This window comes from Azospira sp. APE16 (assembly GCF_047901315.1).
GTDB classification, from domain to species: Bacteria; Pseudomonadota; Gammaproteobacteria; order Burkholderiales; family Rhodocyclaceae; genus Azospira; species Azospira oryzae.
In genome coordinates, this window is sequence record NZ_CP179682.1 from 297,618 (window position 1) to 321,592 (window position 23,975).

General features: G+C 68.2%; 26 protein-coding genes. 16 read left to right on the forward strand and 10 right to left on the reverse strand.

Annotation, left to right across the window (positions count from 1 at the left end; genetic code table 11):
• The 8 genes from hslU to ACLSSQ_RS01550 all read left to right on the forward strand — a co-directional run bounded on the left by hslU (position 1) and on the right by ACLSSQ_RS01550 (position 7,595).
• Positions 1-1,338 (forward strand): ATP-dependent protease ATPase subunit HslU, encoded by a 1,338-nt coding sequence (hslU, locus tag ACLSSQ_RS01515; RefSeq protein ID WP_014235691.1) that lies wholly within the window; start codon positions 1-3, stop codon positions 1,336-1,338.
• A gap of 111 nt (positions 1,339-1,449) precedes the next feature.
• The gene (locus tag ACLSSQ_RS01520; RefSeq protein WP_416243597.1) at positions 1,450-2,325 is read left to right on the forward strand and encodes an AEC family transporter; all 876 of its coding nucleotides are present in this window, start codon (positions 1,450-1,452) and stop codon (positions 2,323-2,325) included.
• Between the two features lie 211 nt (positions 2,326-2,536).
• Positions 2,537-3,691, forward strand: a complete 1,155-nt coding sequence (gene nifV / locus ACLSSQ_RS01525; protein ID WP_416243598.1) for a homocitrate synthase — start codon at positions 2,537-2,539, stop codon at positions 3,689-3,691.
• Positions 3,692-3,705: 14 nt separating this feature from the next.
• Entirely contained in the window at positions 3,706-4,038 is a 333-nt protein-coding gene (gene nifW / locus ACLSSQ_RS01530; RefSeq protein WP_014235688.1) for a nitrogenase stabilizing/protective protein NifW, read from the forward strand.
• Positions 4,031-4,876 carry an electron transfer flavoprotein subunit beta/FixA family protein gene (locus tag ACLSSQ_RS01535; RefSeq protein ID WP_416243599.1) on the forward strand — a complete coding sequence of 282 codons (846 nt, stop codon included), beginning with the start codon at positions 4,031-4,033 and terminating at the stop codon, positions 4,874-4,876. Before nifW ends, ACLSSQ_RS01535 begins: the two co-directional genes overlap by 8 nt.
• Before the next feature lie 21 nt (positions 4,877-4,897).
• A complete protein-coding gene (locus ACLSSQ_RS01540; RefSeq protein WP_130459778.1) occupies positions 4,898-5,980 on the forward strand; it encodes an electron transfer flavoprotein subunit alpha/FixB family protein in 1,083 nt (360 codons plus the stop codon).
• Positions 5,981-5,992: 12 nt separating this feature from the next.
• Complete coding sequence (locus tag ACLSSQ_RS01545) at positions 5,993-7,291, forward strand: FAD-dependent oxidoreductase (RefSeq protein WP_014235685.1); 1,299 nt, start codon at positions 5,993-5,995, stop codon at positions 7,289-7,291.
• Positions 7,292-7,307: 16 nt separating this feature from the next.
• A complete protein-coding gene (locus ACLSSQ_RS01550) occupies positions 7,308-7,595 on the forward strand; it encodes a ferredoxin family protein (RefSeq protein WP_014235684.1) in 288 nt (95 codons plus the stop codon).
• A 48-nt stretch (positions 7,596-7,643) separates the two neighbouring features.
• Here ACLSSQ_RS01550 and ACLSSQ_RS01555 read toward each other — a convergent pair whose 3' ends face one another.
• Positions 7,644-7,832: a hypothetical protein gene (locus tag ACLSSQ_RS01555; protein WP_416243600.1), complete on the reverse strand. Its 189-nt coding sequence runs from the start codon at positions 7,830-7,832 to the stop codon at positions 7,644-7,646.
• Here ACLSSQ_RS01555 and ACLSSQ_RS01560 point away from each other — a divergent pair.
• The 6 genes from ACLSSQ_RS01560 (at position 7,822) to ACLSSQ_RS01585 (ending at position 12,591) form a co-directional block, all read left to right on the forward strand.
• Complete coding sequence (locus ACLSSQ_RS01560; protein ID WP_014235683.1) at positions 7,822-8,277, forward strand: ferritin-like domain-containing protein; 456 nt, start codon at positions 7,822-7,824, stop codon at positions 8,275-8,277. The two genes, ACLSSQ_RS01555 and ACLSSQ_RS01560, sit on opposite strands and share 11 nt — an antisense overlap.
• A gap of 9 nt (positions 8,278-8,286) precedes the next feature.
• Positions 8,287-8,610, forward strand: coding sequence for a (2Fe-2S) ferredoxin domain-containing protein (locus ACLSSQ_RS01565; protein ID WP_205229681.1), 324 nt, complete (start codon positions 8,287-8,289; stop codon positions 8,608-8,610).
• Complete coding sequence (locus ACLSSQ_RS01570; protein ID WP_416243602.1) at positions 8,601-9,095, forward strand: hypothetical protein; 495 nt, start codon at positions 8,601-8,603, stop codon at positions 9,093-9,095. The genes ACLSSQ_RS01565 and ACLSSQ_RS01570 overlap by 10 nt, the downstream gene beginning before the upstream one ends.
• Positions 9,096-9,114: 19 nt before the next feature.
• Positions 9,115-9,594: a hypothetical protein gene (locus tag ACLSSQ_RS01575; RefSeq protein WP_416243603.1), complete on the forward strand. Its 480-nt coding sequence runs from the start codon at positions 9,115-9,117 to the stop codon at positions 9,592-9,594.
• Between the two features lie 81 nt (positions 9,595-9,675).
• On the forward strand, positions 9,676-11,592 hold the full coding sequence (locus ACLSSQ_RS01580) for a diguanylate cyclase domain-containing protein (RefSeq protein WP_416243604.1): 1,917 nt from the start codon (positions 9,676-9,678) through the stop codon (positions 11,590-11,592).
• A gap of 168 nt (positions 11,593-11,760) precedes the next feature.
• Entirely contained in the window at positions 11,761-12,591 is an 831-nt protein-coding gene (locus tag ACLSSQ_RS01585) for a TOBE domain-containing protein (protein ID WP_416243605.1), read from the forward strand.
• An 87-nt stretch (positions 12,592-12,678) separates the two neighbouring features.
• Here the strand turns inward: ACLSSQ_RS01585 and ACLSSQ_RS01590 are convergent, their stop codons facing one another.
• The 9 genes from ACLSSQ_RS01590 to ACLSSQ_RS01630 form a co-directional block, all read right to left on the reverse strand.
• Positions 12,679-14,004 carry a di-heme oxidoredictase family protein gene (locus ACLSSQ_RS01590; protein WP_416243606.1) on the reverse strand — a complete coding sequence of 442 codons (1,326 nt, stop codon included), beginning with the start codon at positions 14,002-14,004 and terminating at the stop codon, positions 12,679-12,681.
• On the reverse strand, positions 14,001-15,302 hold the full coding sequence (locus tag ACLSSQ_RS01595; protein WP_416243607.1) for an ABC transporter substrate-binding protein: 1,302 nt from the start codon (positions 15,300-15,302) through the stop codon (positions 14,001-14,003). The genes ACLSSQ_RS01590 and ACLSSQ_RS01595 overlap by 4 nt, the downstream gene beginning before the upstream one ends.
• 13 nt (positions 15,303-15,315) lie before the next feature.
• The gene (locus tag ACLSSQ_RS01600) at positions 15,316-17,307 is read right to left on the reverse strand and encodes a TonB-dependent receptor plug domain-containing protein (protein WP_416243608.1); all 1,992 of its coding nucleotides are present in this window, start codon (positions 17,305-17,307) and stop codon (positions 15,316-15,318) included.
• A 226-nt stretch (positions 17,308-17,533) separates the two neighbouring features.
• The gene (modD, locus tag ACLSSQ_RS01605; protein ID WP_416243609.1) at positions 17,534-18,427 is read right to left on the reverse strand and encodes a ModD protein; all 894 of its coding nucleotides are present in this window, start codon (positions 18,425-18,427) and stop codon (positions 17,534-17,536) included.
• 38 nt (positions 18,428-18,465) lie between these two features.
• Positions 18,466-18,852 (reverse strand): NifB/NifX family molybdenum-iron cluster-binding protein, encoded by a 387-nt coding sequence (locus tag ACLSSQ_RS01610; RefSeq protein ID WP_416243610.1) that lies wholly within the window; start codon positions 18,850-18,852, stop codon positions 18,466-18,468.
• 213 nt (positions 18,853-19,065) lie between these two features.
• Complete coding sequence (modC, locus tag ACLSSQ_RS01615; protein WP_416243611.1) at positions 19,066-20,163, reverse strand: molybdenum ABC transporter ATP-binding protein; 1,098 nt, start codon at positions 20,161-20,163, stop codon at positions 19,066-19,068.
• Entirely contained in the window at positions 20,153-20,833 is a 681-nt protein-coding gene (gene modB, locus ACLSSQ_RS01620; protein ID WP_014235674.1) for a molybdate ABC transporter permease subunit, read from the reverse strand. The genes modC and modB overlap by 11 nt, the downstream gene beginning before the upstream one ends.
• 125 nt (positions 20,834-20,958) lie before the next feature.
• Entirely contained in the window at positions 20,959-21,738 is a 780-nt protein-coding gene (gene modA / locus ACLSSQ_RS01625) for a molybdate ABC transporter substrate-binding protein (RefSeq protein ID WP_416243612.1), read from the reverse strand.
• 45 nt (positions 21,739-21,783) lie between these two features.
• Positions 21,784-22,602: a TOBE domain-containing protein gene (locus ACLSSQ_RS01630; RefSeq protein WP_416243613.1), complete on the reverse strand. Its 819-nt coding sequence runs from the start codon at positions 22,600-22,602 to the stop codon at positions 21,784-21,786.
• Between the two features lie 213 nt (positions 22,603-22,815).
• On the opposite strand from ACLSSQ_RS01630, the gene ACLSSQ_RS01635 reads away from it, so the two are divergent.
• A complete protein-coding gene (locus ACLSSQ_RS01635; RefSeq protein ID WP_130459791.1) occupies positions 22,816-23,244 on the forward strand; it encodes a TOBE domain-containing protein in 429 nt (142 codons plus the stop codon).
• 365 nt (positions 23,245-23,609) lie between these two features.
• A complete protein-coding gene (locus tag ACLSSQ_RS01640) occupies positions 23,610-23,951 on the forward strand; it encodes a zinc ribbon domain-containing protein YjdM (RefSeq protein ID WP_014235670.1) in 342 nt (113 codons plus the stop codon).
• Positions 23,952-23,975 lie beyond the last annotated feature (24 nt).

Sequence of the window (23,975 nt, forward strand, 5' to 3'; positions counted from 1 at the left end):
ATGACCCAGATGACTCCCCAGGAAATCGTGCACGAGCTGGACAAGCACATCGTCGGTCAGGCCCAGGCCAAGAAGGCCGTGGCCATCGCCCTGCGCAACCGCTGGCGCCGCTCTCAGGTGGAGGAGGGCCTGCGCCACGAGATCACGCCGAAGAATATCCTCATGATCGGCCCCACCGGCGTCGGCAAGACCGAGATCGCCCGCCGCCTGGCGCGCCTGGCCAACGCCCCCTTCATCAAGATTGAGGCCACCAAGTTCACCGAGGTGGGCTATGTGGGCCGGGACGTGGACACCATCATCCGCGACCTCATGGAGACCGCCATCAAGGGCCAGCGCGAGCAGGCCATGAAGCGGGTGCGGGCCCGGGCCGAAGACGCAGCCGAAGACCGGGTGCTGGACGCCCTGCTGCCCCCCGCCCGGGGTGCCGGCTTCTTCAACGAGAACCAGGGTAGCAGCGAGGATTCCACCACCCGCCAGAAATTCCGCAAGAAGCTGCGGGAGGGCGAGCTGGACGACAAGGAAATCGACATCGAGGTGGCGGCCCCCGGCATGCAGGCGGAAATTTTCGCGCCGCCGGGCATGGAGGAGCTGACCAGCCAGATCCAGGGCATGTTCCAGAGCATGGGCACGGCCCGCAAGAAGTCGCGCAAGCTGAAGATTCCCGAAGCCATGAAGCTGCTGGTGGAGGAAGAGGCGGCCAAGCTGGTCAATGACGAGGAAGTGAAGCTGGAAGCCCTGAAGAACGTGGAGCAGAACGGCATCGTCTTCCTCGACGAGATCGACAAGATCGCCTCCCGCTCCGACGCCCACGGCGCCGACGTCTCCCGCCAGGGCGTGCAGCGGGACCTCTTGCCCCTGGTGGAAGGCACCACCGTGTCCACCAAGTACGGCATGGTCAAGACCGACCACATCCTCTTCATCGCCAGCGGTGCCTTCCACCTGGCCAAGCCGTCGGACCTGATCCCCGAGCTGCAGGGCCGCCTGCCCATCCGGGTGGAACTGGATTCCCTCTCCGTCTCCGATTTCGAGCAGATCCTGACCCAGACCGACGCCTGCCTGACGCGCCAGTACCAGGCCCTGCTCGGCACCGAGGGCCTCAAGCTGGAATTCACCGCCGACGGCATCAAGCGCCTGGCGGAGATCGCCTACTCGGTCAATGAAAAGACCGAGAACATCGGTGCCCGCCGCCTGTACACGGTCATGGAAAAGCTGCTGGAGGAAGTCTCCTTCACCGCCGGCAAGTCCGGCGCCGAGACCCTCACCGTGGACGGCGCCTACGTGGATGCCCGCCTGGGCGAACTGTCCCGGGACGAGGACCTCTCCCGCTACGTGCTGTAAGAAGCGGGGCGGCGGCAGGCCGCCCCGGCGCCCCCCACCTAGGGGCAACCCTGATGGCCGCCCCGCCCGGGCCGCCGTTACACTCTCCCGGAACCCCGCCCTGGAGCCGGCATGCTGCTGCGCATCGTCGCCATCGTCTTTCCCCTCTTCGCCATCGTCTTCTTCGGCTGGCTCTACGGCCGCAAGAAGCAGCCGGACATGGCCTTTGCCAACCAGCTCAACATGGAAGTGTTCGTGCCGGCCCTGGTCTTCGCCGCCATGGCCGACAAATCCTTCGACCTGGCCGCCAACTGGGGCCTGGCCGTAGGCGCCGTGGTGGGCGTGGTCGGCTCCGGCCTCGCCGGCTGGGGCCTGGCCCGTCTGCTGGGCAGCGCCCCCAAGACCTTCGTGCCGCCCATGATGTTCAACAACTGCGGCAACCTGGGCCTGCCCCTGGCGGTACTGGCCTTCGGCGACGGGGCCCTGGCCCCCATGGTGGTGCTGTTCATGGTCTCCAACCTGCTGCACTTCTCCTTCGGCGCCTGGCTGCTCGACCACCACACCCGCCTGACCAACCTGTGGCGCATTCCCGTGGTGCTGGCCAGTCTGGTTGGCCTGGCGGTGAGCCTGCTGCACATTCCCATCTGGCCGCCCCTGAAGCTGGCCATCAAGATGCTGGGCGACGTCTCCATTCCCCTGCTGCTCTTTTCCCTCGGCGTGCGTCTGGCCGGCTCCAGCCTGTCGGCGGTGCGGGTCGGTCTGTGGGGCGCCCTGGCCCGGCCCCTGGTGGGTCTGCTGCTGGCCTACGCCACCGCCCTGGCCTTGGGTCTGGAAGGGCAGCAGAAAGCCCTGCTGGTGATCTTCGGCGCCCTGCCGCCGGCCGTGCTCAACTACGTCTTCGCCGAACGCTATCGCCAGGAACCGGACCAGGTGGCCTCCATCGTCCTGCTCGGCAACCTGGCCGCCCTCCTGTTCCTGCCCCTGGCCCTGGCCCTGGTGTTGCCCTAGTCCGTCGAGTCCGGGAGCGGCCTACCGGGCCGGCAGGTTTTCGGGCCAGGGCAGGGGCCTCTTCCCCTGTCCGAAAACCTACAAATGTCGCATTCCTCTCCCCCCGCTGCGGGCCCTGTCTGAAATCAGCAACCGCATGATTTAAATAGCTTGTTTTAAAAAATCCGGCCCTGGCACCCTTATTGCTGATACCCCGGCAAGAGGCCATGCCATGACAACCATCACCATCAACGACACCACCCTGCGCGACGGCGAACAGACCGCCGGGGTGGCGTTCACCGCCGCGGAGAAACTGGCCATTGCCCAGGCCCTGGCGGCGGCCGGGGTGCCGGAGATGGAGGTGGGCATTCCCGCCATGGGCGAGCAGGAGCAGGAAGTGATCCGGGCCATCGCCGGCCTCGGGCTGTCCACCCGGCTGATGGTGTGGGGCCGCATGTGCGCCGCCGACCTGGAAGTGACGCGGCGCTGCAATGCCCACATCGTCAATCTCTCCATTCCCGTTTCCGACCAGCAGATCCGCCACAAGCTGAACAAGGACCACCGCTGGGTGCTCGATTCCATCCGCCGCTTCGTGCCCGAGGCCCGGGCGGCGGGGCTGGAGGTGTGCGTCGGCGGCGAGGATTCCTCCCGGGCCGACCTGGACTTCCTGCACCGGGTCATGGAGGCGGCCCAGGCTGCCGGCGCCCGCCGTTTCCGCTTTGCCGACACCCTGGGGGTGCTGGACCCCTTCATCACCCACCAGCGCATCGCCGCCCTGCGGGCCCGCAGCGACCTGGAAATCGAAATCCACGCCCATGACGACCTGGGGCTGGCCACCGCCAACACCCTGGCCGCGGTGACCGCCGGCGCCACCCACATCAACACCACGGTGAACGGTCTTGGCGAGCGGGCCGGCAATGCGCCCCTGGAAGAGTCGGTGATCGCCCTCCGGCATCTCTACGACATCGACAGCGGCGTCGATCCCCTCCAGCTGCCGGCCATCTCCGATCTGGTGGCCAAGGCTTCCGGCCGGCCGGTGGCGGTGAACAAGAGCATCGTCGGCGCCAACGTGTTCACCCACGAGGCCGGCATCCACGTGGATGGCCTGGCCAAGAACCCGGCCAACTACCAGGCCTTCGATCCGGCGGAAGTGGGCAAGGGCCACCGCATCGTGCTGGGCAAGCATTCCGGCTCCACCGCCGTGATCCACGCCTACAAGGACTTAGGCATAGACATCGACGAGGGCATGGCCCGCCGCATCCTCTCCCGGGTGCGCAGCTACGCCATGGCCTTCAAGCGCCCGCCGGGCTTTCGTGAACTGATGAGTTACTACCTGGAAGGGATGCAGGGGAGCGGCCGTCCGGCCCCCCGGCTGCATGTCGTCTGAACAAGGAGAAGCCTATGGAAACCCTGATGGACGAACTGCAGCAGCTCTCCACCGCCGAGGAATTCCTCGACTACTTCGGCCTGGAGTACGACCCGGCCGTGGTCAGCGTCTCGCGCCTGCACATCCTCAAGCGCTTCAACCAGTACCTGGCCCGGGAAGGCGGACTGGCGGGCCTCAACGAGGGCCTGAGCCGCATCAAGTGCCGGGAGCTGCTGGCCCGGGCCTATACCGATTTCGTTCATTCCTCCGGGATCGAGCAGAAGGTTTTCAAAGTGTTTCAACAGGGCGTGCAGCGGGTATCCGTGGATAGCCTGCGCCGCTCCCTAGGAGAGGCAAGCCATGCATAGCGTCGTCTGTATCAAGCAGGTGCCGGACTCGGCCCAGATCCGGGTGCATCCGGTGACCAACACCATCATGCGCCAGGGGGTGCCGGCCATCATCAACCCCTACGACCTGTTCGCCCTGGAAGAGGCCCTGCGCCTCAAGGACAGGTTCGGCGGCACCGTCACCGTGGTCACCATGGGCCCGCCCATGGCCGAGGCGGCCCTGCGCAAGTGCCTTTCCTACGGCGCCGACGACGCCATCCTGGTGTCCGACCGGGCCTTCGCCGGTTCCGACACCCTGGCCACCTCCTACGCCCTGGCTACGACCATCAAGAAGATCATGGGCAACATGCCGGTGGATCTGATTTTCACCGGCAAGCAGACCATCGACGGCGATACCGCCCAGGTGGGCCCGGGCATCGCCAAGCGCCTCGACTACCAGCTGCTGACCTACGTCTCCAAGATCGTGGACCTGGACCTGGAGAAGAAGGAAATCACCGTGGAGCGCCGGGCCGAGGGCGGCGTGCAGCTGCTGAAGACCGCTACCCCCTGCCTCATCACCATGCTTGAAGGCACCAACGAGATGCGCTTCGGCGACCTGGACGACCTGTTCCGCGCCGCCCGCTACGACCTCAAGGTGTGGAACCGGGAAACGGCCGGCATCGACGATGCCGAGATGATCGGTCTCAAGGGTAGCCCCACCGTGGTGAGCAAGGTCTTCGCCCCCCGCCCCCGCAGCCAGCGGGCCGAGATGGTGGAGACGGTGGACAACGATCCGAAGAACCTGGCCGTGACCCTCCTGGCCAAGGTGTTCACCCAGCACCCCAAGCTGGAAAAGGAAATCGCCAAGCGGGCGGGTTAACCAGGGAAGAGGACAACAGCCATGAGCGAACAACCGAAAAAGCCGGCGAAGAAAAAGGTCGAACTGGACCCCCGCTTCGTCAATTACAAGCACGTCTGGGTAGTCGTCGAGAGCGAGCGCGGCGAAGTGCATCCGGTCTCCTGGGAACTGCTGGGCGAGGGCCGCAAGCTGGCCGACGCCCTCGGCGTGCAGCTGTGCGGCGTGGTCATGTGCGGCCCCGGCGAGCGCGGTGCCGGCATCTGCGGCGAGGCCTTCACCTATGGCGCCGACAAGTGCTACCTGATGCAGGACGAGGTGCTGAAGGACTACCGCAACGAGCCCTACACCAAGGCCCTCACCGACCTGGTGAACACCTACCAGCCGGAAATCCTCATGCTCGGCGCCTCCACCCTGGGCCGGGACCTGGCCGGCTCGGTGGCCACCACCCTGGGCACCGGCCTGGTGGCCGACTGTACCGAACTGGTGATCGAGACCGAGACCCGCAACCTGGCCTCCACCCGCCCCACCTTCGGCGGCTCCCTGCTCTGCACCATCATGACCCAGCGCCACCGGCCCCAGATGGCCACCGTGCGCCCCCGGGTGATGGCCATGCCGGAAGCCGACGGCAGCCGCAGCGGCGAGATCGTCACGGTGCCCTTCTCCATGATCGAGACCTCCATCGTCACCAAGGTGCTGGAGTTCATCGCCGACGACACCCGGGACAAGCCCAACCTACCCTTCGCCGACATCATCGTCTCCGGCGGCCGGGGCCTGAAGAAGCCGGAGAACTTCCAGCTGGTGTGGGACCTGGCCAAGGTCCTGGGGGCCGAGGTGGGCGCCTCCCGCCCGGTGGTGCAGGCCGGCTGGGCCGAGCTGGACCGCCAGGTGGGCCAGTCCGGCAAGACGGTGCGACCCAAGCTGTACATCGCCGCCGGCATCTCCGGCGCCATCCAGCACCGGGTGGGCATGGACGGGGCCGACGTCATCATCGCCATCAACACCGATGCCAACGCCCCCATTTTCGACTTCGCCCACTACGGCATCGTCGGCAACGCCATGACCATCCTCCCGGCGCTGACCGAAGCCTTCAAGGCCCACCTGGCGCAAGCCAAAAAAGCCGGCTAACAGGAGAACACCATGGCTGAAAAATTTGACGTGATCGTGGTCGGCGCCGGCATGGCCGGCAACGCCGCCGCCTACACCCTGGCCAAGGGCGGCCTCAAGGTGCTGCAGATCGAGCGGGGCGAAACCCCGGGCTCGAAGAATGTGCAGGGCGCCATCCTCTACTCGGACGCCATCGAGAAGATCATTCCCGACTTCCGCGACGACGCCCCCCTGGAGCGCCACCTCATCGAGCAGCGGGTGTGGATCCTGGACGACAACTCCTACGTCGGCACCAACTACCGCTCCGAGGACTTCAACAAGCCGCCCTACAACCGCTACACCATCATCCGCGCCCACTTCGACCAGTGGTTCAGCAAGAAGGCGCGGGAGGTCGGCGCCCTCACCATCTGCGAGACCACCGTCACCGAACTGCTGCTGGACGGCAAGAAGGTGGTGGGGGTGATGACCGACCGCAAGGGCGGCGAAATCTACGCCGACGCGGTGATCCTGGCTGACGGGGTGAATTCCCGCCTGGCCACCAAGGCCGGCTTCCATCCCGAGATCAAGCCCAAGGACGTGGCCCTGGCGGTGAAGGAAATCCACTTCCTGCCCCAGGAGACCATCGAGGCCCGCTTCAACATCGGCGAGGAAGAGGGCGTGGTCATCGAAATGGCCGGCACCATCTCCGAAGGCATGATGGGCACCGCCTTCCTCTACACCAACAAGGAATCCATCACCCTGGGCATCGGCTGCATGCTGTCGGACTTCAAGAAGCAGAAGACCACGCCCTACGAGCTGCTGGACAAGATGAAGAAGCATCCTTCCATCGCCCCCCTGATCGAAGGCGGCGAGATGAAGGAATACGCCGCCCACCTGATCCCCGAAGGCGGCTACAACGCCGTGCCCCAGGTCTATGGCGACGGCTGGCTGATCGCCGGCGATGCCGGCATGTTCGTCAACGGCATCCACCGCGAAGGCTCCAACCTGGCCATGACCACCGGCATGCTGGCGGCCCAGACCCTGGTGGAACTGAAGCAGGCGGGCAAGGCCTTCACCGCCCCCAACCTCTCCAAGTACAAGGCCAAGCTGGACGACAGCTTTGTCATGAAGGACCTGAAGAAGTACCGCCGCATGCCGGACATCTTCCACAAGAACAATCAGTTCTTCACCACCTACCCGACCCTGCTGTCGAAGGCGGCCCAGACCATCATCCGGGTGGACGGGGTGGACAAGAAGACCAAGGAAAAGGAGATCAAGAAGAGCTTCATCGCCTCCCGCTCCGTCTTTGGCCTGATCGGCGACGCCTTCAAGTTCTGGCGCGCCATGGAATAACCCGGAGGACATGACCATGTTGAAAGTCGAAGAGAAACTGTTCCAGGACCGCTACCGGGTCGATTCGGGCCGTCCCCACATCCAGATCAAGAACCCGGAGCTGTGCACCCACAAGTGCGCCGAGCAGCAATGCACCGTGTGCTGTCCCGCCGGCTGCTACACCCAGGAGGGCAACGGCAAGGTGGTGCTGATCTCCGACGGTTGTCTGGAGTGCGGCACCTGCCGCATCATCTGTGACGAACACCGCAACCTGGAATGGGAATGGCCCCGGGGCGGTTTCGGCATCCTCTTCAAGTTTGGTTGAGGGTTGTAGAACCTTTGCCACAGAGGGCACAGAGAACACAGAGTTACATCAAAACTGACTGACCTCCAGGTCAATAAGGACGCCACTCTTCAGCATGGCATAGCCAGGACTGGCATCCACGCTGGCTTTCCGGGTGGGTGCTTGTTGCAACCTTCTCCGCCTGAAAGTGGAAAGGAAAAACTCTGTGATCTCTGTGCCCTCTGTGGCTAAAAAAGAAAGCGCAAAAATGGAAGACATTCATCTGTTCCTCGCCCACGCCATCACCCTGGAGCGGGATTCCGCCCGGCGCTACGAGGAGCTGGCCGAAGGCATGAAAACCCTGGGCGATCCGGAAGTGGCCGCCTTCTTCGAGCAGATGGCCCACTACTCCCGCCTGCATCTGGCCGAGGCCACGGAGCGGGGCGGCTTCCGCCACCCGCCCAAGCTGGAGGCCCACGAGTACCAGTGGCCCGACGGCACCAGCCCGGAGACCGCCGCCTGGGCCGGGGTGGATGCTTTCATGGACGTGCCCTCCGCCCTGGCCCTGGCCCTGGACGGGGAACAGCGCAGCTACGCCTTCTACGCCGGCATCGCCGCCACCACCCGCAATCCCCGGGTCAAGCTGATGGCCGAGGAATTCGCCGCCGAAGAAGGTGAACACGTGGCCGAGCTGGAAAAACGCATCGCCAAACTTCCCGCCTGAGGAGGCGCCATGAAACCCAAGAAGCACGTTTTCGTCTGTACCCAGGGCCGGCCCCCCGGCCATCCCCGGGGCAGCTGCATGCAGAGCGGCGGCCAGGCGGTGATGCAGGCCTTCCTCAACGAGCTGGGCAGCCGCAACGCCTTCGACCGCTTTGCCGTCACCGCCTGCGGCTGTCTCGGCCCCTGCGACGGCGGCCCCCACGTCCTGGTCTATCCGGACGGGGTGCTGTACCAGCACGTGCAGCCCGGCGACGCCGGGGAAATCTTCGACCAGCATCTGGAATTCGACGAGCCCCTGGAACGGCTGCGGGCTCCCGCCGGAGTATGGGACTAGATCTGGAAGACGGCGACCCGGCCGGCGGCGAAAGCATCCCCGGCTACTGCGGCGACCTCCCCGCTCCCACCGCGGCCCTGCTGCACGAAGCCGCCGCCTGCGACGACGAACGGCGGGCCGAGTTCCTCATCCTCCGGGCCCATCACCAGTCCCCCTTCCACTTCGCCGTGTACCTGACCCTGTACAAGTTCCACTTCTACCGCCAGCACTTCGAGGCGGCGGAACAGTGGATGCGGGCCGGCCTGGCGGCCAGCGCCCAGGCCGCCGGCTTTCCCCTGGATGCGCCGGCCCCGGCCCGCTTCGCCGAGCCCCTGGCGGCGGCGCCCCGCTTCTATCTTTTCTCCCTCAAGGCCCTGGCCTTCACCCTGCTGCGCCAGCAGCGCCCGGAGGAAGCCCGGGCCTACCTGGACCAGCTGCAGCGCCTGGACCCGGAGGATCGCATCGGCGCCGGCCCGGTCCGGGCGGTGGCCGCGGCGACGGCGTAAAGGGCGGCCCGGCGCGTCCATGGTTCCTGCTCCGGCCAGCCAGGCGCCGCCCCGGGCGGCCTGCCCCGAACTGCACCTGCCGCCGCCCCTGCCCGGCATCGTCGCCGCCGTCGGCGAGGATGAGCTGCGCTGGCTTTGCCTGCGCCTGGCGGAAGCCCTCCAGGCCGGGCCCCTGGCGGCGGTGTGGCAGCTGGAGGTGGATGAATTCTCCGACCTCGCCGGCGAACTGGCCGAGCTGGTGGTGCACGGCCTGGCCGGCCGCCAGCGGCAGCGGGCGGTGATCGCCTGGGTCCGCCTGTGGGGCCGCCACGGCCCCCTGGAGCTGGACGAAGGGCAGCGCCAGTCCTGGCTGGGACTGTGGTCCGGGCAGTTGCAGCGGGTGCCCCTGCCGGCCTACCTGGCCCGTCCCCTGGAACGCTGGATGGAGGCCCTGACGGCCCAGTGGGTGCAGCCCGGTGCCGCCACGGTGCTGGCCTTTCCCCGGGCATCCCCCGGGTAGCGCCCGTGGTTTTCCCCGGGCTGTAATTTGCCCCCGTTTCCCCTAGACTGGCCTCAAAAACCACTCCCGGGAAGACGTCGTATGGCCATCAAGGAAAGCTGGCGCTGGATCGCCCTGGTGCTGCTGCTGGTATGCGGCATCGACCTGCGCCTGTACTTCCTGGCCCAGGACGAACGGCAGGCGACCCTGGCCCGGGCCCACGCCACCCTGCACACCAGCGCCAAGGTGCTGCTGGGCCGCATGGACCAGTTGCTCGATACCTACGACCGCACCCTGTCCGGCATCGGCGAGGCCATCGGTGCCCACGGCGGCCTCTCCCGCCGGCCCGATCTCTACCTGCACCGTCTGCTGCTGCGCCGCCACGCCATCACCCCGGGCCTCAACTGGCTGATGCTGGCCGGGACCGATGGCCGCATCGCCGAACTGTCGGACCGCTTCCCCGCCAGCGACGTGGACGACGTCTCCCAATGGCCGTTCTACCAGCTCCCCCTGCGTCATTGGGAGATGGGTCTGTACATCGGCCCGGCCCAGCGCTCGCCCCATTCCGACGAGCCCTTCGTCCCGGTCAGCCGCCGCGTCGAGAACGACGGCGAACGCCTCCTCGGCGTGGTGGCCGGCGGCATCAACCCGGAGCAGCTGCGCCGCCTGCTGGAAGACGAGGACCTGCCCCCCGGCTTCGCCCTGCACCTGCTGCTGGAGGACGGCCGGGCCCTGGCCTGCCTGCCCCTGGGGCCCGACTGCCTGGAACGCAACTGGCTGGCCGACCCGGGGCTGGCCCGCGCCATCCTGGCGGCACCCCACGGCCCCTTCGACAACGGCCGGGTCATCGGCGACGTGGTGGGGCCCGGCGCCTTTGCCCGCTCCGAGCGCTACCCGGTGCTGGTGGTGGCCACCGCCGACGAGGCCCGGGTGCTGGCGCCGTGGCGGGACAGTCTGCCCAGCTACTGGGTCATCGCCCTGGGCAGTAACATCGGCCTGGCGGCCCTGGCCTATTTTGCCTACCACCAGCTGCTGCGCCGCCGCCGCGCCCTGGAGGCCCTGCGGGAAGCCAACCAGGGCCTGGAGGCCCGGGTGGCCCAGCGCACCGCGGAACTGCGCCAGCGCGAGGCCCAGGCCCGCACCTTCATGGACACCGCCATGGACGCGGTGGTCGTCCTCGACCAGGAGCGGCGGGTGCTGGAATTCAACCGGGCGGCGGAGCGGCTCTTCGGTTTCCGCGCCGAGGAACTGCTGGGCCGCAGCGTGGAGGAGTTCATGCCGGAGCAGACGGTGCCGATCCACCGCGCCCTGCTGGCGGAAGCGGCCGCCGGCCATGCCGCCGATGGGGCCGGCCACGGCCGGGAGATGCTGGCCCGCGCCGCCGACGGCCGCGAATTCCCGGTGGAAGTGAGCATCGGCAGCACGGAACTGGCGGGGGGCCGGGTCTTCGTCGGCATCCTGCGCGACATCAGCGAACGCAAGGCGGTGGAAGAGGAGCTGCAGCGCCTGGCCACCACCGACGGCCTCACCGGCATTCTCAACCGCCGCGCCTTCACCGCCGAGGCCGAGCGCCTGGTGGCCCTGGCCCGGCGCCACGATCACCCCCTGACCCTGTTCATCCTCGACGCGGACAAGTTCAAGAACATCAACGACAGCCACGGCCACCCGGTGGGCGACCAGGTGCTCCAGGCCCTGGTCCGCGCCATCGGCGGCGGCCTGCGCCAGAGCGACGTCTTCGGCCGCCTGGGGGGCGAGGAATTCGGCCTGCTGCTGCCGCAAACGCCGCCGGCCGGGGCCCACCAGCTGGGCCAGCGCCTGTTGCAGGCGGTGCGCCAGGTGCGGCTGCCCCTGGCCCAGGGCGAACTGTCCTTCAGCGTCAGCATCGGAGCCTCCCTCCTGGCCGGTCCCGGGGACGACCTGGTGGCCATGATGCACCGGGCCGACGCCGCCCTCTATGCCGCCAAGGCCGGCGGCCGGGACCGGCTGGCCTGGGAAGGCTGGCAGCCCCCCGCCGTCTGAGCGCACTGGCCTGGGGCGCCGGGCCCTCCGGGCGACCCAAGGCGGGGCCCGGCCCCCGGCCCCGGGGTACCCCCATTCCCGCCATTGCCGGGAAATTCCCCTAAGTCCTTGTCCGGCATGGGCTTTGCTAACCGTTATATATTCGAAAAATAACGAAGGAAAGCCGCCATGAACGACCAGCCCGTTAGCGACATTGCCGATCAACTCAGCCCCGACCGGGTCACACCCCTGCGCCTGTACCCGGTGGCGGGCATTCCCGGTCCCTTTGCCGTGGCCGCCGGCCACGACCGTCTGGCCTGGCTGGAGCGGGCCGCCGTGGCCGACGCCCTGGCGGTGGGCGCCGAGGCGGCCGGGGAGGCCCGCCGCGCCGCCGAGGAACTGAACAATCTGGCCGGCGAACGCCTGGCCGAATGGGAGGCAGAGGATGGTGGGGAAGGCAGTGGCCGCCTGCGCCTGACGCCCCGGGGCCGGCGCCTGGCCATGGTGCTGGTGGCCCTGGCGGAGGAACGGCAACTGCTGCGCCAGCGCTGCGGCGGCCACTTCGATGCGGATCTGCAGCTGCTGGAGCGGGTGGCGGTGCGCACCAGCGCCCGCAACCAGTTCTTCGGCCGGGTGCAGGCGGTGGAGCGGGGGCCCCTGCTCGATCAGGTGCTGCTGGCCCTGCCCGGCGGTCGCCTGCTGCGGGCCAGCGTCACCCCGGAGAGCACCCGCTGCCTGGGCCTGGCTCCGGGCCAGGAACTGGTGGCCCTGGTCAAGGCCTCGGCCACCCTGGTGCTGGGTAGCGGCGAAGGCAGCGACTACGCCGACTACAACCGCCTCGGCGGCATCGTCCAGCGCATCCAGGAAAGCGGCGAACGGCGGGAGATTGTGGTGGACCTGGGCCACGGCCTCACCGGCGTCGCCAACGCCGGCGCCGACCTGGCCGAACCCTTCGCCCCGGGCCAGCCGGCCTGGATCGCCTTCCGTCCCTCGGCCGTGCTGCTGGGTCTCGTCAGCTGAAAAAAAGCGGGGAAGGGGCCGGGTGTCGCAACCCCGTCCCGTTCCCCGCCAACACTCCGCTGGAGTGGGCTCGACGCAATATTTCGGCTACAGGGAGCGCAGGAAGGCGAACAGTTCCTCCCGGGCTTCCCGCGGCAGGCGGCGGAAACGTTCCCGGGCGCTGCGGGCTTCGCCGCCGTGCCACAGGATGGCCTCGCTCAGGTCCCGGGCCCGGCCGTCGTGCAGCAGCTGGCTGTGTTCATTGATCTCGGCGTAGCGCCCCAGGCCCCACAGGGGCGCGGTGCGCCACTGGCGGCCGCTGGCCCGGTAGTCGGGGCGGCCGTCGGCCAGGCCCTCGCCCATGTCGTGCAGCAGCAGGTCGGTGTAGGGGTGGAAGATCTGCCGCGCCAGGGCCGGCCAGGGCGCATCCCCCGTCTCCAGGGCGGGGCGGTGGCAGACGGCGCAGCCGGCGGCGGCGAAGCGGGCCTGGCCCCGTTGCACCGCCTGCCGCTGCCCTTCCGTTTCCCCTTGGCGCCGGGGTGGCGGGGCCAGCAGGCTAAGGTAGGTGAGCAGATCCTGCAGCTGGGCGGCGGAGAGTTCCGGGCTGCCGCCGGAGACGGCGATGCGGCAGGCCTCCTGGCGGCGGGTGCAGTTTTCCGCGGGGAACAGGGGCGAAGTGATGCCCAGGTCTCCCACCATGGCGCCGGCGATCTGCTGGGCTAGGTCCGGCATGTTGGCCTTGAGACCGAAGCGTCCCGCCGCTGCCTTGCCGGCCGTCACCTGCCAGACCTGGTTTACCGCTCCCTTCACTCCGTCCGGCTTGGCCTCCCGGGCCATCTGCCGGAGAGTGGCGGCGGGCACTGCCTGCAGCAGGCCCAGGCCGAACACCGGCGGGCCGACCCGGGGTGAAGTGAGGGCATCGTCCAGGGTGCCGTAGGCCGTTTCGCTGAAAATGATCCGGGGCCGGCGCAGGCGCACCGGGGTGCCGTCCGCCAGCTTCTCCTCCCGTTCGATCCAGCGGATGGCGGCCCGGCCTTCGCCGCGCACGCCGGCAATGCCTTCCTCGTTGAGCTGGTCGCCGTAGGCCGGATGGGGCAGGGGGCCGCCGTGGGGGCTGCGGCCCGGCACGGAAAGGCGCACCAGCATGGACTGCATCTTCTCCCCCTCCCGTTCCGGCGCCTTGCCGCGGCCGTTCTTGGGGTGGCAGGAAATGCAGGCCAGCCGGTTGTAGAGGGGACCCAGACCGTCCACCTCGCTGTCCTTCGCCGGGGCCACCACCCAGTTCTGGGCGAACAGGCTGCGGCCCCGCAGGAAGGATTGGCTGGTGGCTTCGTCCAGCCCGGGCAGGGCCTGGGTGAAGGCTTCCCGGCCCGGGTCGGCGGCCAGGGCCGGGGCCGCCAGGGCGGCGGCGAGGAGCAGGGTCAAGGGTTTCATACGCCGGCCTCCTGCAGCTCGGCGGCCACGGCGCGGCGGACCTGAGCCGCCTGCTCCCGCCAGACCTGCACCTGGGGCAGGGACTGGAAGTCGTCCCCCTCCACCCGGTCCTTGAACAGGGCGCGCAGCTCGCCCCGGTCCGCTTCGGTTTCGCTGCAGGGCACGGCGCCCAGGCGCCGGCGCAGGTCGTCGCGGCGGCCGCTGCGGGCTTCCAGGCGGTGCAGGCGCGCCCACAACTTCGTCACCTCGGTGTGGGGCTGGATCAGGCAGGCTTCGAAGAGGTGGGCGACGAGGGCCAGGCGGCCCCGACCCCGCTTGCCGTCGTAGTCATAGGCGCCCCCGGCCGCGGCGGCGAAGGGGTCGTGGTAGCCCGCCGGCGCCAGGGCGTAGGCCTCGGGCCGGGCCGGCAGCTTGCGGATGTCCGGGTGGCAGAGCAGGGCCTGGGCCGGGCGGGAGAGGATGAAGCGGGCGAAGGCCCGGGCCCCCTCCGGGTTGGGGGCGCTGCGGGTGATGGCGATCTGGCCCGGGTTGATGCCGCCGTGGCCCGGGTAGCGGAAGTCGATGGGGGCGCCGTTGGCGATGGCCGAGGCGACGAAGAAGTCGATGGAGAGGCCCACGGCGCAGCGGCCCTGGGCCACCTCGTCGCCGACGAAGGTGGCGCCCCGGTCCACCAGGCGGGAGAGGCCGGCGATTTCGCTCCACAGGGCCCAGCCCCGCTCCCAGCCGTAGGCCTGGAGGACGATGTCCACCATCACCGGGGCGAAGCCGACCCGGGCCGGGATGGGCAGGGCGATGGCCCCCGCCAGGCGCGGGTCCGCCAGGGCCTGCCAGTCCGCTGGCGGTGCCACCTGCAGCGCCCCCAGCCGGGCCGGATTGACGGCGAAACCGTAGCCAGCCAGTTCGGTGGCGGTGAAGTAGCCGTCCGGGTCGCCGATGGGCGTCTTGCCCAGCACCGTCGGCAGGCCGTCCAGGGGGATGCCGAGAGGCTGCCAGGCGCCTTCGGCCTTGAGGCTGTTGAAGTTGCGCGGCGAGGCGGACCAGTAGACGTCCACATTGTTCTGCCCGGGCTGGCGCAGGTAGGGCAGGGCGTCGTGGGGCATGCGCCAGATGACGTTGAGCCGGTATTCCGGATAGGCCGCCTCGAAGGCGGCCTCGAAGCGGGCGATGACCGCATCCGGGTAGCTGGTGACCACGGTCACCGGTCGCGGGGCGGCCCAGACGGGGCCCATGGCCAGGGCCAGGGGGCTGGCGGCCAGGGCCTGGAGGAACAGGCGGCGGTTGCTGGGAAGGGTGTCCATGGCGGCTCCTGGCTCAGAGGGGGGCGTTGGCTTGCAGGAAGTAGGTGCGGCCGGCTTCGGGGAAGCCTTCGCTGTACTCGTAGAGGCGGTCGAACAGGTTGCGCACCCCCGCTTCGAGGAGGACGCCGTTGCCCAGGCGGTAGCCGCCCTTCAGGTTGGCGATGCCGAAGCCATGGGCCACCTGCTTGCCATCGCTGCTGCTGTAGCGGCTGGAGGCCAGTTCGGCGCTGGCCACGGCACTCCACGGGCCGGCATTCCAGGCGGCGCTGGAGAACAGCTTGTGGTGCGGTGTGTCGGTGAGGAAGACGCGGGAGCTGGTGCGGTTGTCCCGATCCAGATAGGTGTAGGCCGCGCTCAGGTCCCAGTTGCCGACCTGGCCGCGCAGGGTCGCTTCCACGCCTTCGGCCCGCACCTTGCCGACGTTCTGCATCTGGGAGCAGGGCGGGCTGGCGCAGACGCCGGGGGCCAGGGTGACGGACTGGATCAGGTCGCTGATGTCGCTGTGGAAGAGGGCCAGGTCGTACTGCCAGTTCTGCCCCAGGTGGTCGGCGTAGCCCACCTCGGCGTGGTCGGCCTGCTCGGTCTTCAGGGCCTCGTTGGGGATGGCCGTGCCCATGCGGTAGGAGTAGCGGTCCTTGAGGGTGGGGAAGCGGCTCTTGCGGGCCAGGGTCAGGCGCAGCCTGCCAGTGTCGCCGACGCCGTAGAAGAGGCCGATCTGGCCGTTGGTGACGTGGTTGTCCCGGCGCTTGAAGTCGGACACCGTCTTGGTGGCGCTGTTGTAATCCTGGGCCTCCAGGCTCTCGCGGCGATCGAAGGAAATGCCGGCCACCAGGGACAGGCGGCTGGTGAGGGCATGGCTGTCCTCGAAGGCCAGGGACTGGGTGCGGTCCTTGAAGTGGCGCTGGGGCTCGCCTTCGTTGTTCTCCCGGTGCACGTCCTGCTTGAAGTGGTAGGCCACCTTGAGGCTGTTGGCCGGCGTCAGGAGGAAGTTGCCCTCGGCCGAGAAGCCGTTGGTGTAGTCGTCGTAGCGGCTGCGGAAGGAGGAGCCCTTCACCTGCTTGGTGTAGGTGGCGTCGTCGTAGGCGAAGAGGGAGTTGCGGTAGCTGTCGTGGTACAGGCGCAGCTTCAGGGTGTGGTCGCCGATGCGGGTGCTGGAGAGGGCGTAGATGCTGTCCTTGTCCCAGTAGGGCCAGCGCCAGTAACGGGGCGTCACCCCGGCCACGTTGCCGGCGTAGGGCGGCGTGCCCTTGACTCCGTGCTGGGAGACCAGGCCGATGGCGTATTCGTCGCTGGCATTGGGCGTCAGGCCGAGCTTGAGGCTCAGCTTGCTGTCCTTGCGGTAGCTGTTGTTGCGGTCGCCGCCGTCCTCGCCCCGGGATTTGCCGTAGTCGCCGGAGAGGGGGAAGAAGTCCTCGTTGAGCTGGGAGTAGCCGCCCTGGACGTACCAGTTGCCCTGGTTGCTGCCCAGGTTGGCGTAGCTGCGGTAGCCGTAGTTGTCGCCGCCGTCGCTGAAGCTGACGCCGGCCCCTACCTCCCCTTCGAAACGCTTGCCGGGGCGCCGGCTGACTAGGTTGATGGCGCCGCCCAGGGTGTTGGCGCCGTAGGTGAGGGAGGAAAAGCCCTTGGCCACCTCGATGCGGGAGAGGTCGAAGGTGGTGAAGCGGCCCAGGTCCACGTAGCCGTCATAGGGCACGTAGACCGGGATGCCGTCCATGAACACCGGCACCTGGCGGAGGTCGAAGCCGCGCACGTAGACCATTTCCTCGTTGCGGGCGCCGACCTTGTTGAGGCTGACCCCGGCGGCCATGTTGAGGGCGGTGCCGACGCTGTCCTTGTCGTGCAGGCGGATGTCCTCCGCTTCCAGGACACTGCTGCCCGGCGCCGAAGGCACCAGGGGCGAGGCGCTGACCTTGATCTCGCCCAGGGAAAAGACCTGTCCCCAGGCATTGCCCGCGGCTGCCAGACAGGGCAGCAGCACCAGACCCATCAATTGCTTTTTTTGCATTTTCCGACTCCCTTGCCAGTTCGTTATTTATTTAGAGATATAACGAGGGGCGCAGAAGCCCCTTGGTTTTGGCTTCAGCACAAGCTATGCCAAAAGGCGGATTCTCAGCATTGATAGGGATTAAGGCGCCGTTAGCCGGTTTCTGCCGGGTGGCAAAGGCGACACGTTGTTTAGTTAACTACATATCGATGTTGCCAAGACGACACAGCGCCCGGCGGCGATGGGTTCAGAGCGGAGCCAGGTTCACCGCCACGTCCCGGGGCGGGGCGCTGTAGGGCCAGGAGGAGACCAGCAGGCGGGCGCCGCTGGCGGCGTAGGCCGCCGCGTTGCCGGGGTGGATGCCGCCGGCGGCGGCGAGGATGGGGCGCAGCTCGTGGCTGGCCAGCAGGTCGCGGCAGGCGATGACGGCGGCAGGGGAAAACTTCTCCAACTGCAGGATTTCGGCGCCGGCCCGGGCCCAGACCAGGGCTTCTTCGGCGCTGTGCACCTCCACTGCCAGCTTGTGTTCCGGCAGGGCGCCCTGGAGCCGGGCCACGGTAGCGGCGGGGGGCTCGGCGAGAAAGCGGCGGTGCTCGGCGAAGAGCAGTAGGGACTCGGAGAGGCCCAGGCGGTGCATGACGGCACCGCCGCCGCGCATCGCCTTCACCGCCAGGGCTTTGTTGCCCGGCGGCGTCTTGCGCGTGCAGGCCACCGGCAGGGGCGCCGCCGCGGCCACCAGCTCGGTGGCGGCGCTGGCCAGGCCGCTGCTCCATTCCAGCAACACCTGGGCGCTCTTCCAGGCCCGGTGCAGGGCGGCGGCACTGCCTTGGGCTTCCAGGATGGGGGCCTCGGCGGCCAGGGCGTCGCCGCTGGCAGCCAGCTGACGCACTGTGCAGCCGGCCAGGGTCAGCAGGCGGACTGCTTCCTCGACGCCGCACAGGGTCATGGGCTGGCGGGCCCGGCAGCTGAGACGGCCCGGCATTGGGCTGATGCCCAGGGCGGCGGTGGTGAGGTCGCCGTGGGGCACGTCGTCGGCCAGCAGGCGGGCCAGCTCGGCGTCGCCGAGGACGCAGGCGGTGTGGACTGCGGGCGTGGCGGTGGGGAAAAGCGGTGCGGAGTCAGGAGCGGCGGCGGGAACCATGGCGGGCTTTCGTCGTTGGTGCCGCGCCGGTGGCGCGGCTAGTGGCGGGAGGTGAGCAGGTCCTTCAGCTTGCACAGGATCAGGCTCGGGTCGAAGCGGGGGTCGGGCAGTACCTCGCCGGCCAGCACCCGGGCCAGGGCCGCCGCCGGGTCGGTCTCGCCGGTCAGCAGCACCTGGGCGCCACGCTTGGCCATGTGGCGGATGAAGCCGTCGCCGGCGCTGGCGGCGATGACCACTTCCACCCCGTCCAGGGGATGGGGGCCGTTGTCGTCGAAGTGGTGGATGACCTGTTCCTTGGCCAGTTCGATGCGTTGCCCGGGAGGCAGGGGCGCCCCTGGCAAGCAGTCGTAGAGCAGCCATTGGCGGGCCTGGCCGGCGTGGCTGGAAACGGTGGCGAAATCCTTGGCGGCGATGGCGATTTTCATGGTGTCGGAAGTCCTACAAAGGGGAGCGGATGGTTCTTCAGAGCGAATTCCATACCGCTTCGCCTTCCCTGCAAGGGCCAGTCTGGGAGGTAGAAGGGACGGCCTTCTCGACGATGCCATGCCGGAGAGTGGCGTCCCGCTTGCCGTTGCGGGCAGTGCCTGCGGGCAACCCGGGCCGCAGCCTGGCGGTCGCCTTCGCCAGTCCGGCTGCCTTCAGGCCAGCAAGGCCACGGCTTTGATCTGGGCCCACACGCTTTTCCCCGGCTGCAGTTGCAGCTGGTCCCGGGAGCGACGGGTGATGCGGGCCAGCAGGGGCGTGCCGCCGGCTTCCAGGCGTACCAGGACGTGGGCCGGAGTATCGGCGTCGGCGATGGCGGCCACCGTGGCCGGCACCCGGTTGAGGATGGAGCTGTCGTCCCGTTCCGAGAGTGAGAGGCTGACGTCCCGGGCCCGCACCTGGAAGCGCAGGCGCTTGCCCGGGTTTTCCGGGCCGTGGGCCACCTGCACCCGGCCGCCGGGGAAATCCAGGGCCAGCAGGTGGTAGGCGGCATCGTGGCCGGCCACGAGGCCTTCCACCACCACGCCGGCGTCGTCGCTCACTGCCGTGGGCAGGTCCAGACGGGCCAGGGTTTCCGCCAGGGGGCCGCTGGCCGCCACCTGGCCGTTGTCCAGCAGCACCAGGTGGTCCGCCAGGCGCGCCACTTCGTCGGGGGAATGGGTGACGTAGAGCACCGGGATGTCCAGTTCCTCCCGCAGGCGGGTGAGGTAGGGCAGGATCTCGGCCTTGCGCTTGCCGTCCAGGGCTGCCAGGGGCTCGTCCATGAGCAGCAGCCGGGGCGAGGCCAGCAGGGCCCGGGCGATGGCCACCCGCTGCCGCTCGCCGCCGGAGAGCTTGTCCGGGCGGCGGGCCAGGAGGTGGCCGATGCCCAGCAGTTCCACCGCCTGGGCCAGGTCCACCCGCCGCTCGGCGGCGGCCAGGCGCTTGCGGCCGAAGTCCAGGTTGGCCTCGACGCTGAGGTGGGGAAAGAGGCTGGCCTCCTGGAAGACATAGCCCAAGGGGCGGCGATGGGTGGGCAGGAAGCGTTCGCCGTCCTGCCACACCTCGCCGTTCACCTCCAGGTAGGCGCCGGGGTGGCGCTCCAGGCCGGCGATGGCCCGCAGCAGGGTGGTCTTGCCCGAGCCGGAGTGGCCGAACAGGGCGGTGACGCCCCGGCCCGGCAGGGTCAGGTCCGCCGCTAGGGAAAATTCCCCGTAGGCGATGTGGAAGCGGGCGCGGATGGCCTGTTCGTCGTTGCGCATTTCAGTAGCCATGGCGGCTCCTTGCCTTGCTGCCGTAGAGGGCCAGCAGCACCAGGAAGCTGAAGACCAGCATGCCGCCGGCCAGCCAGTGGGCCTGGGTGTATTCCAGGGCCTCCACATGGTCGTAGATCTGCACCGAGACCACCCGGGTCTTTTCCGGGATGTTGCCGCCGATCATCAGCACCACGCCGAACTCTCCCACGGTGTGGGCGAAGCCCAGGATGGTGGCGGTGACGAAGCCGGGCCGGGCCAGGGGCAGCACTACCGAGAAGAAGGTGTCCCAGGGCGAGGCCCGCAGGGTGGCGGCCGCCTCCAGGGGCCGTTCCCCGAGGGACTCGAAGGCCTGCTGCAGGGGCTGCACCACGAAGGGCATGGAGTAGAGCACGGAGGCCAGCACCAGGCCGGGGAAGGTGAAGGGCAGCAGGCCCAGGCCGAGGGACTGGGTCAGCTGGCCGATGGGGCCGTTGGGGCCCAGGGTCACCAGCAGGTAGAAACCGAGCACCGTCGGCGGCAGCACCAGGGGCAGGGCCACGGCGGCCCCCACCGGGCCCTTCAGCCAGGAGCGGGTGCGGGCCAGCCACCAGGCGATGGGCGTGCCGAAGAGCAGGAGAAGGAGGGTGGTGGTACCGGCCAGCTTGAGGGTCAGCAGGACGGCGTTCCAATCATCGGGACCGAAGGGCATGGGCAGCGTGGGGCAGTCGGGTCAGGTAAGTATGGCCGAAGGGCGGTGCAGGTGGTGATTGTGGCAGCCGGCGCAAAAGGGGGCCGGGGCGGCGCCTGGCGCCCCGCCCGGCCCAAGGGGGTGACTCAGAGGTCGTAGCCGTAGGTCTTGATCACAGCCCTGGCCTTGTCGCCCTTCAGATACTTGACCAGGGCCTCGGCGGCGGGCTTGGCCTTGCCGTTGATGGTGCCCTTTTCCAGGATGGCGGCGTCCTGGCGGATGGGGCTGTACAGCTTGCCCGGCACCAGCCAGACGGAGCCGCCTTTCAGCTGGCCGTGCTCGTCCAGCACCTGGGCATAGGCGACGAAGCCGAGCAGGGCGTTGCCGGTGGCGACGAAGTTGTAGGCCTGGGCGATGTTCTCGGCCTGCACGAACTTGGGCGCCAGGGTGTCGTAGGCGCCCAGGGCCTTCATGGTTTCCACGGCGGCGGCGCCGTAGGGGGCCAGCTTGGGATTGGCCAGGGAGAGATGATCGAAGCCGCCCTTCTTCAGCACTTCGCCCTGGTTGTCCACGATGGCCGGCTTGGCGCTCCACAGCACCAGCTTGCCGATGGCGTAGGTGAAGCGGCTGCCGGGCAGGATGCCGTTTTCCTTTTCCAGCCGGGCCGGGGTCTCGTCGTCGGCGGCGAGGAAGACCTCGAAGGGGGCGCCGTTCCTGATCTGGGAATAGAACTTGCCGGTGGCGCCGAAGGACAGCACCGCCTTGTGGCCCGTGTCCTTCTCGAACTGGGCGGCAATCTTCTGCATGGGGGCGGTGAAGTTGGCGGCCACGGCCACCTGCACCTCGTCCGCCCGGGCGGCGGTGGCGGCGAAGGCGCCCAGGATGGCGGCGGCGAGGATGGCGGCGGAACGGCGGGGCAGGGTCATGGCGGTTCTCCGAAGGTCGTGAAAGGGGATTGGGAAAAGCGGGAATCAGGCGGTGGCGGCGAGGATCACGCTGGAGGCCTTGAAGAAGGCGCAGGCCTTCTTGCCCGGCGCCAGTTCCAGGGACTCGATGCTGCCGTGGGTGACCACGGCGGTGAGGGTCTTGCCGCCGGGCAGGGTCAGGGTGACCTCGGCATTCACCGGGCCGTCGTGGATGTGGCTGATCTCGCCCCACAGCTGGTTGCGGGCGGTGATGCGGCCGGCGCCCTCGGTCAGCAGCATCAGGGAGGAGGCTTTGACCAGGGCGCAGATCTCCTTGCCCAGGGCCAGTTCCAGGTTCTCCGAGGATTCCCTGGTGATGATGGCCACCAGCTCGGTGGAATCGTCCAGGGCGATGCGCACCTCGAAATCCACGCCGCCGTCGCGCAGGCCGACAATCTTGCCGACGAACTGGTTGCGGGCGCTGGTGCGCACCGAGAGGCGGCGCAGCAGGGACTGGAACTGGCGCACGTCGCCCTCGCTGATTTCTGCCATATGGCCGGCGAGGCGGTCCAGGGCGCCCTGGTATTCCTGCTCCACGGCCCGGTAGAGGGCGATGATCTTGCGTCCGTAGTCCGTCAGCAGGGTGCCGCCGCCGTGGCGGCCGCCGGTGCTGCGCACCACCAGGGCCTCGTCGGCCAGGTTGTTCATGGCATCCACCGCATCCCAGGCCGCCTTGTAGGACAGGGGCACTGCCTTGGCCGCCTGGGAAATGGAACCGTGGGTGTCGATGGCCTCCAGCAGGCGGATGCGGGTGTCGCCGAGAAAGGGACCGAACTCGGTTTCCAGGGCCAGCTTGCCCACCAGCTTCTGTTGATTTTGGGACATCACAGCCTCTTTCTTGTCACGAAATATACAAAACTACATAGCCATTCTGGTGCGCGGGCGATCATTGATGCACCACCTCAGGGATTTGCAGCGCTATGGTTGAACTTATCTAACGGAACGACCTAGACTGCGTTTCATCACGCAAGAACCATGCGCGATATTATGTAGTAAATAGCGCAATTGAAAATAACCCGGATCAAAAAGGAGTTCAGCATGAAGACCAGCGCCCGTAACGTCTTTTCCGGCAAGGTGAGCGCCCTCACGGCCGGCGCCATCAATACCGAGGTCGAAATCACCACCGATGGCGGCGACCGGCTGGTCGCCATCGTCACCCAGGCCAGCGTCAGGGAACTGGGCCTGGCCCTGGGCAAGGAAGCCTTCGCCCTGGTCAAGGCGCCCTGGGTCATCCTCATGGCCGACGACGGCGAGGTGAGGTTCTCCGCCCGCAACCAGCTCAAGGGCACGGTGCAGAAAATTTCCCGGGGTGCCATCAACACCGATGTGGTGCTGGCCCTGGCCGGCGGCACCCAGGTGCACGCCGTGGTCACCAACGAGGCGGTGACCGAACTGGGCCTCAAGGAAGGCAGCCCGGCCACCGCCCTGATCAAGGCCAGCCACGTGGTGCTGGGCGTGCCGGCCTGAGTTTTTCGGCCAGCAGGAAAGGAAAAAGCCGCCCGTGGGCGGCTTTTCTATTTTGCGGCATCGACTCCTGCGGCGAGGAGTGCTGGCCGCTTCCCCTTTGGGGAAAATTTGCTCCGGGTGCGCCGGATCAGGCGCGGCAGGTTGCCGGTTTGGGTTGGGGCTTCTTGCCCTTGGATTCCTTCTTCTTGTCCTTGCTGCCCATATGTTTGCTCCTTGAATGAGGGTGCCGGCGCGATGCCGGCACTGTCTGGATCATAGTACGGATGGCGGATGCCGGGAGGCCGGAGTTCCTTCTGCATGCCGGTGATTGGGCGGGGGAGAGCGGCGATCGGTTAAAATCCCGTCCCTGTTAACTGGAGAACCCCATGTCCAACCTGCCCGCCTGCCCCCAATGCACCCTGGAAAACACCTACCCGGACGGCGACAACTACGTCTGCGCCGATTGCGGTTTTGAATGGCCCCAGGCCGGTGCGGCGGCGGAAGAGGAAGCCGACGCCGTGATCAAGGACGCCAACGGCACCGTGCTCAACGACGGCGACGCCGTGGTGCTGATCAAGGACCTAAAGGTCAAGGGTTCCTCCATCGTCCTCAAGCAGGGCTCCAAGGTGAAGAGCATCCGTCTGGTGAGTGGCGGCGACCACGAGGTGGACTGCAAGCTGGACCAGGGCAATTTCATGCTCAAGGCCTGCTTCCTGAAGAAGGTCTGAGTCGTATAGGCACCGGCAGCGCCG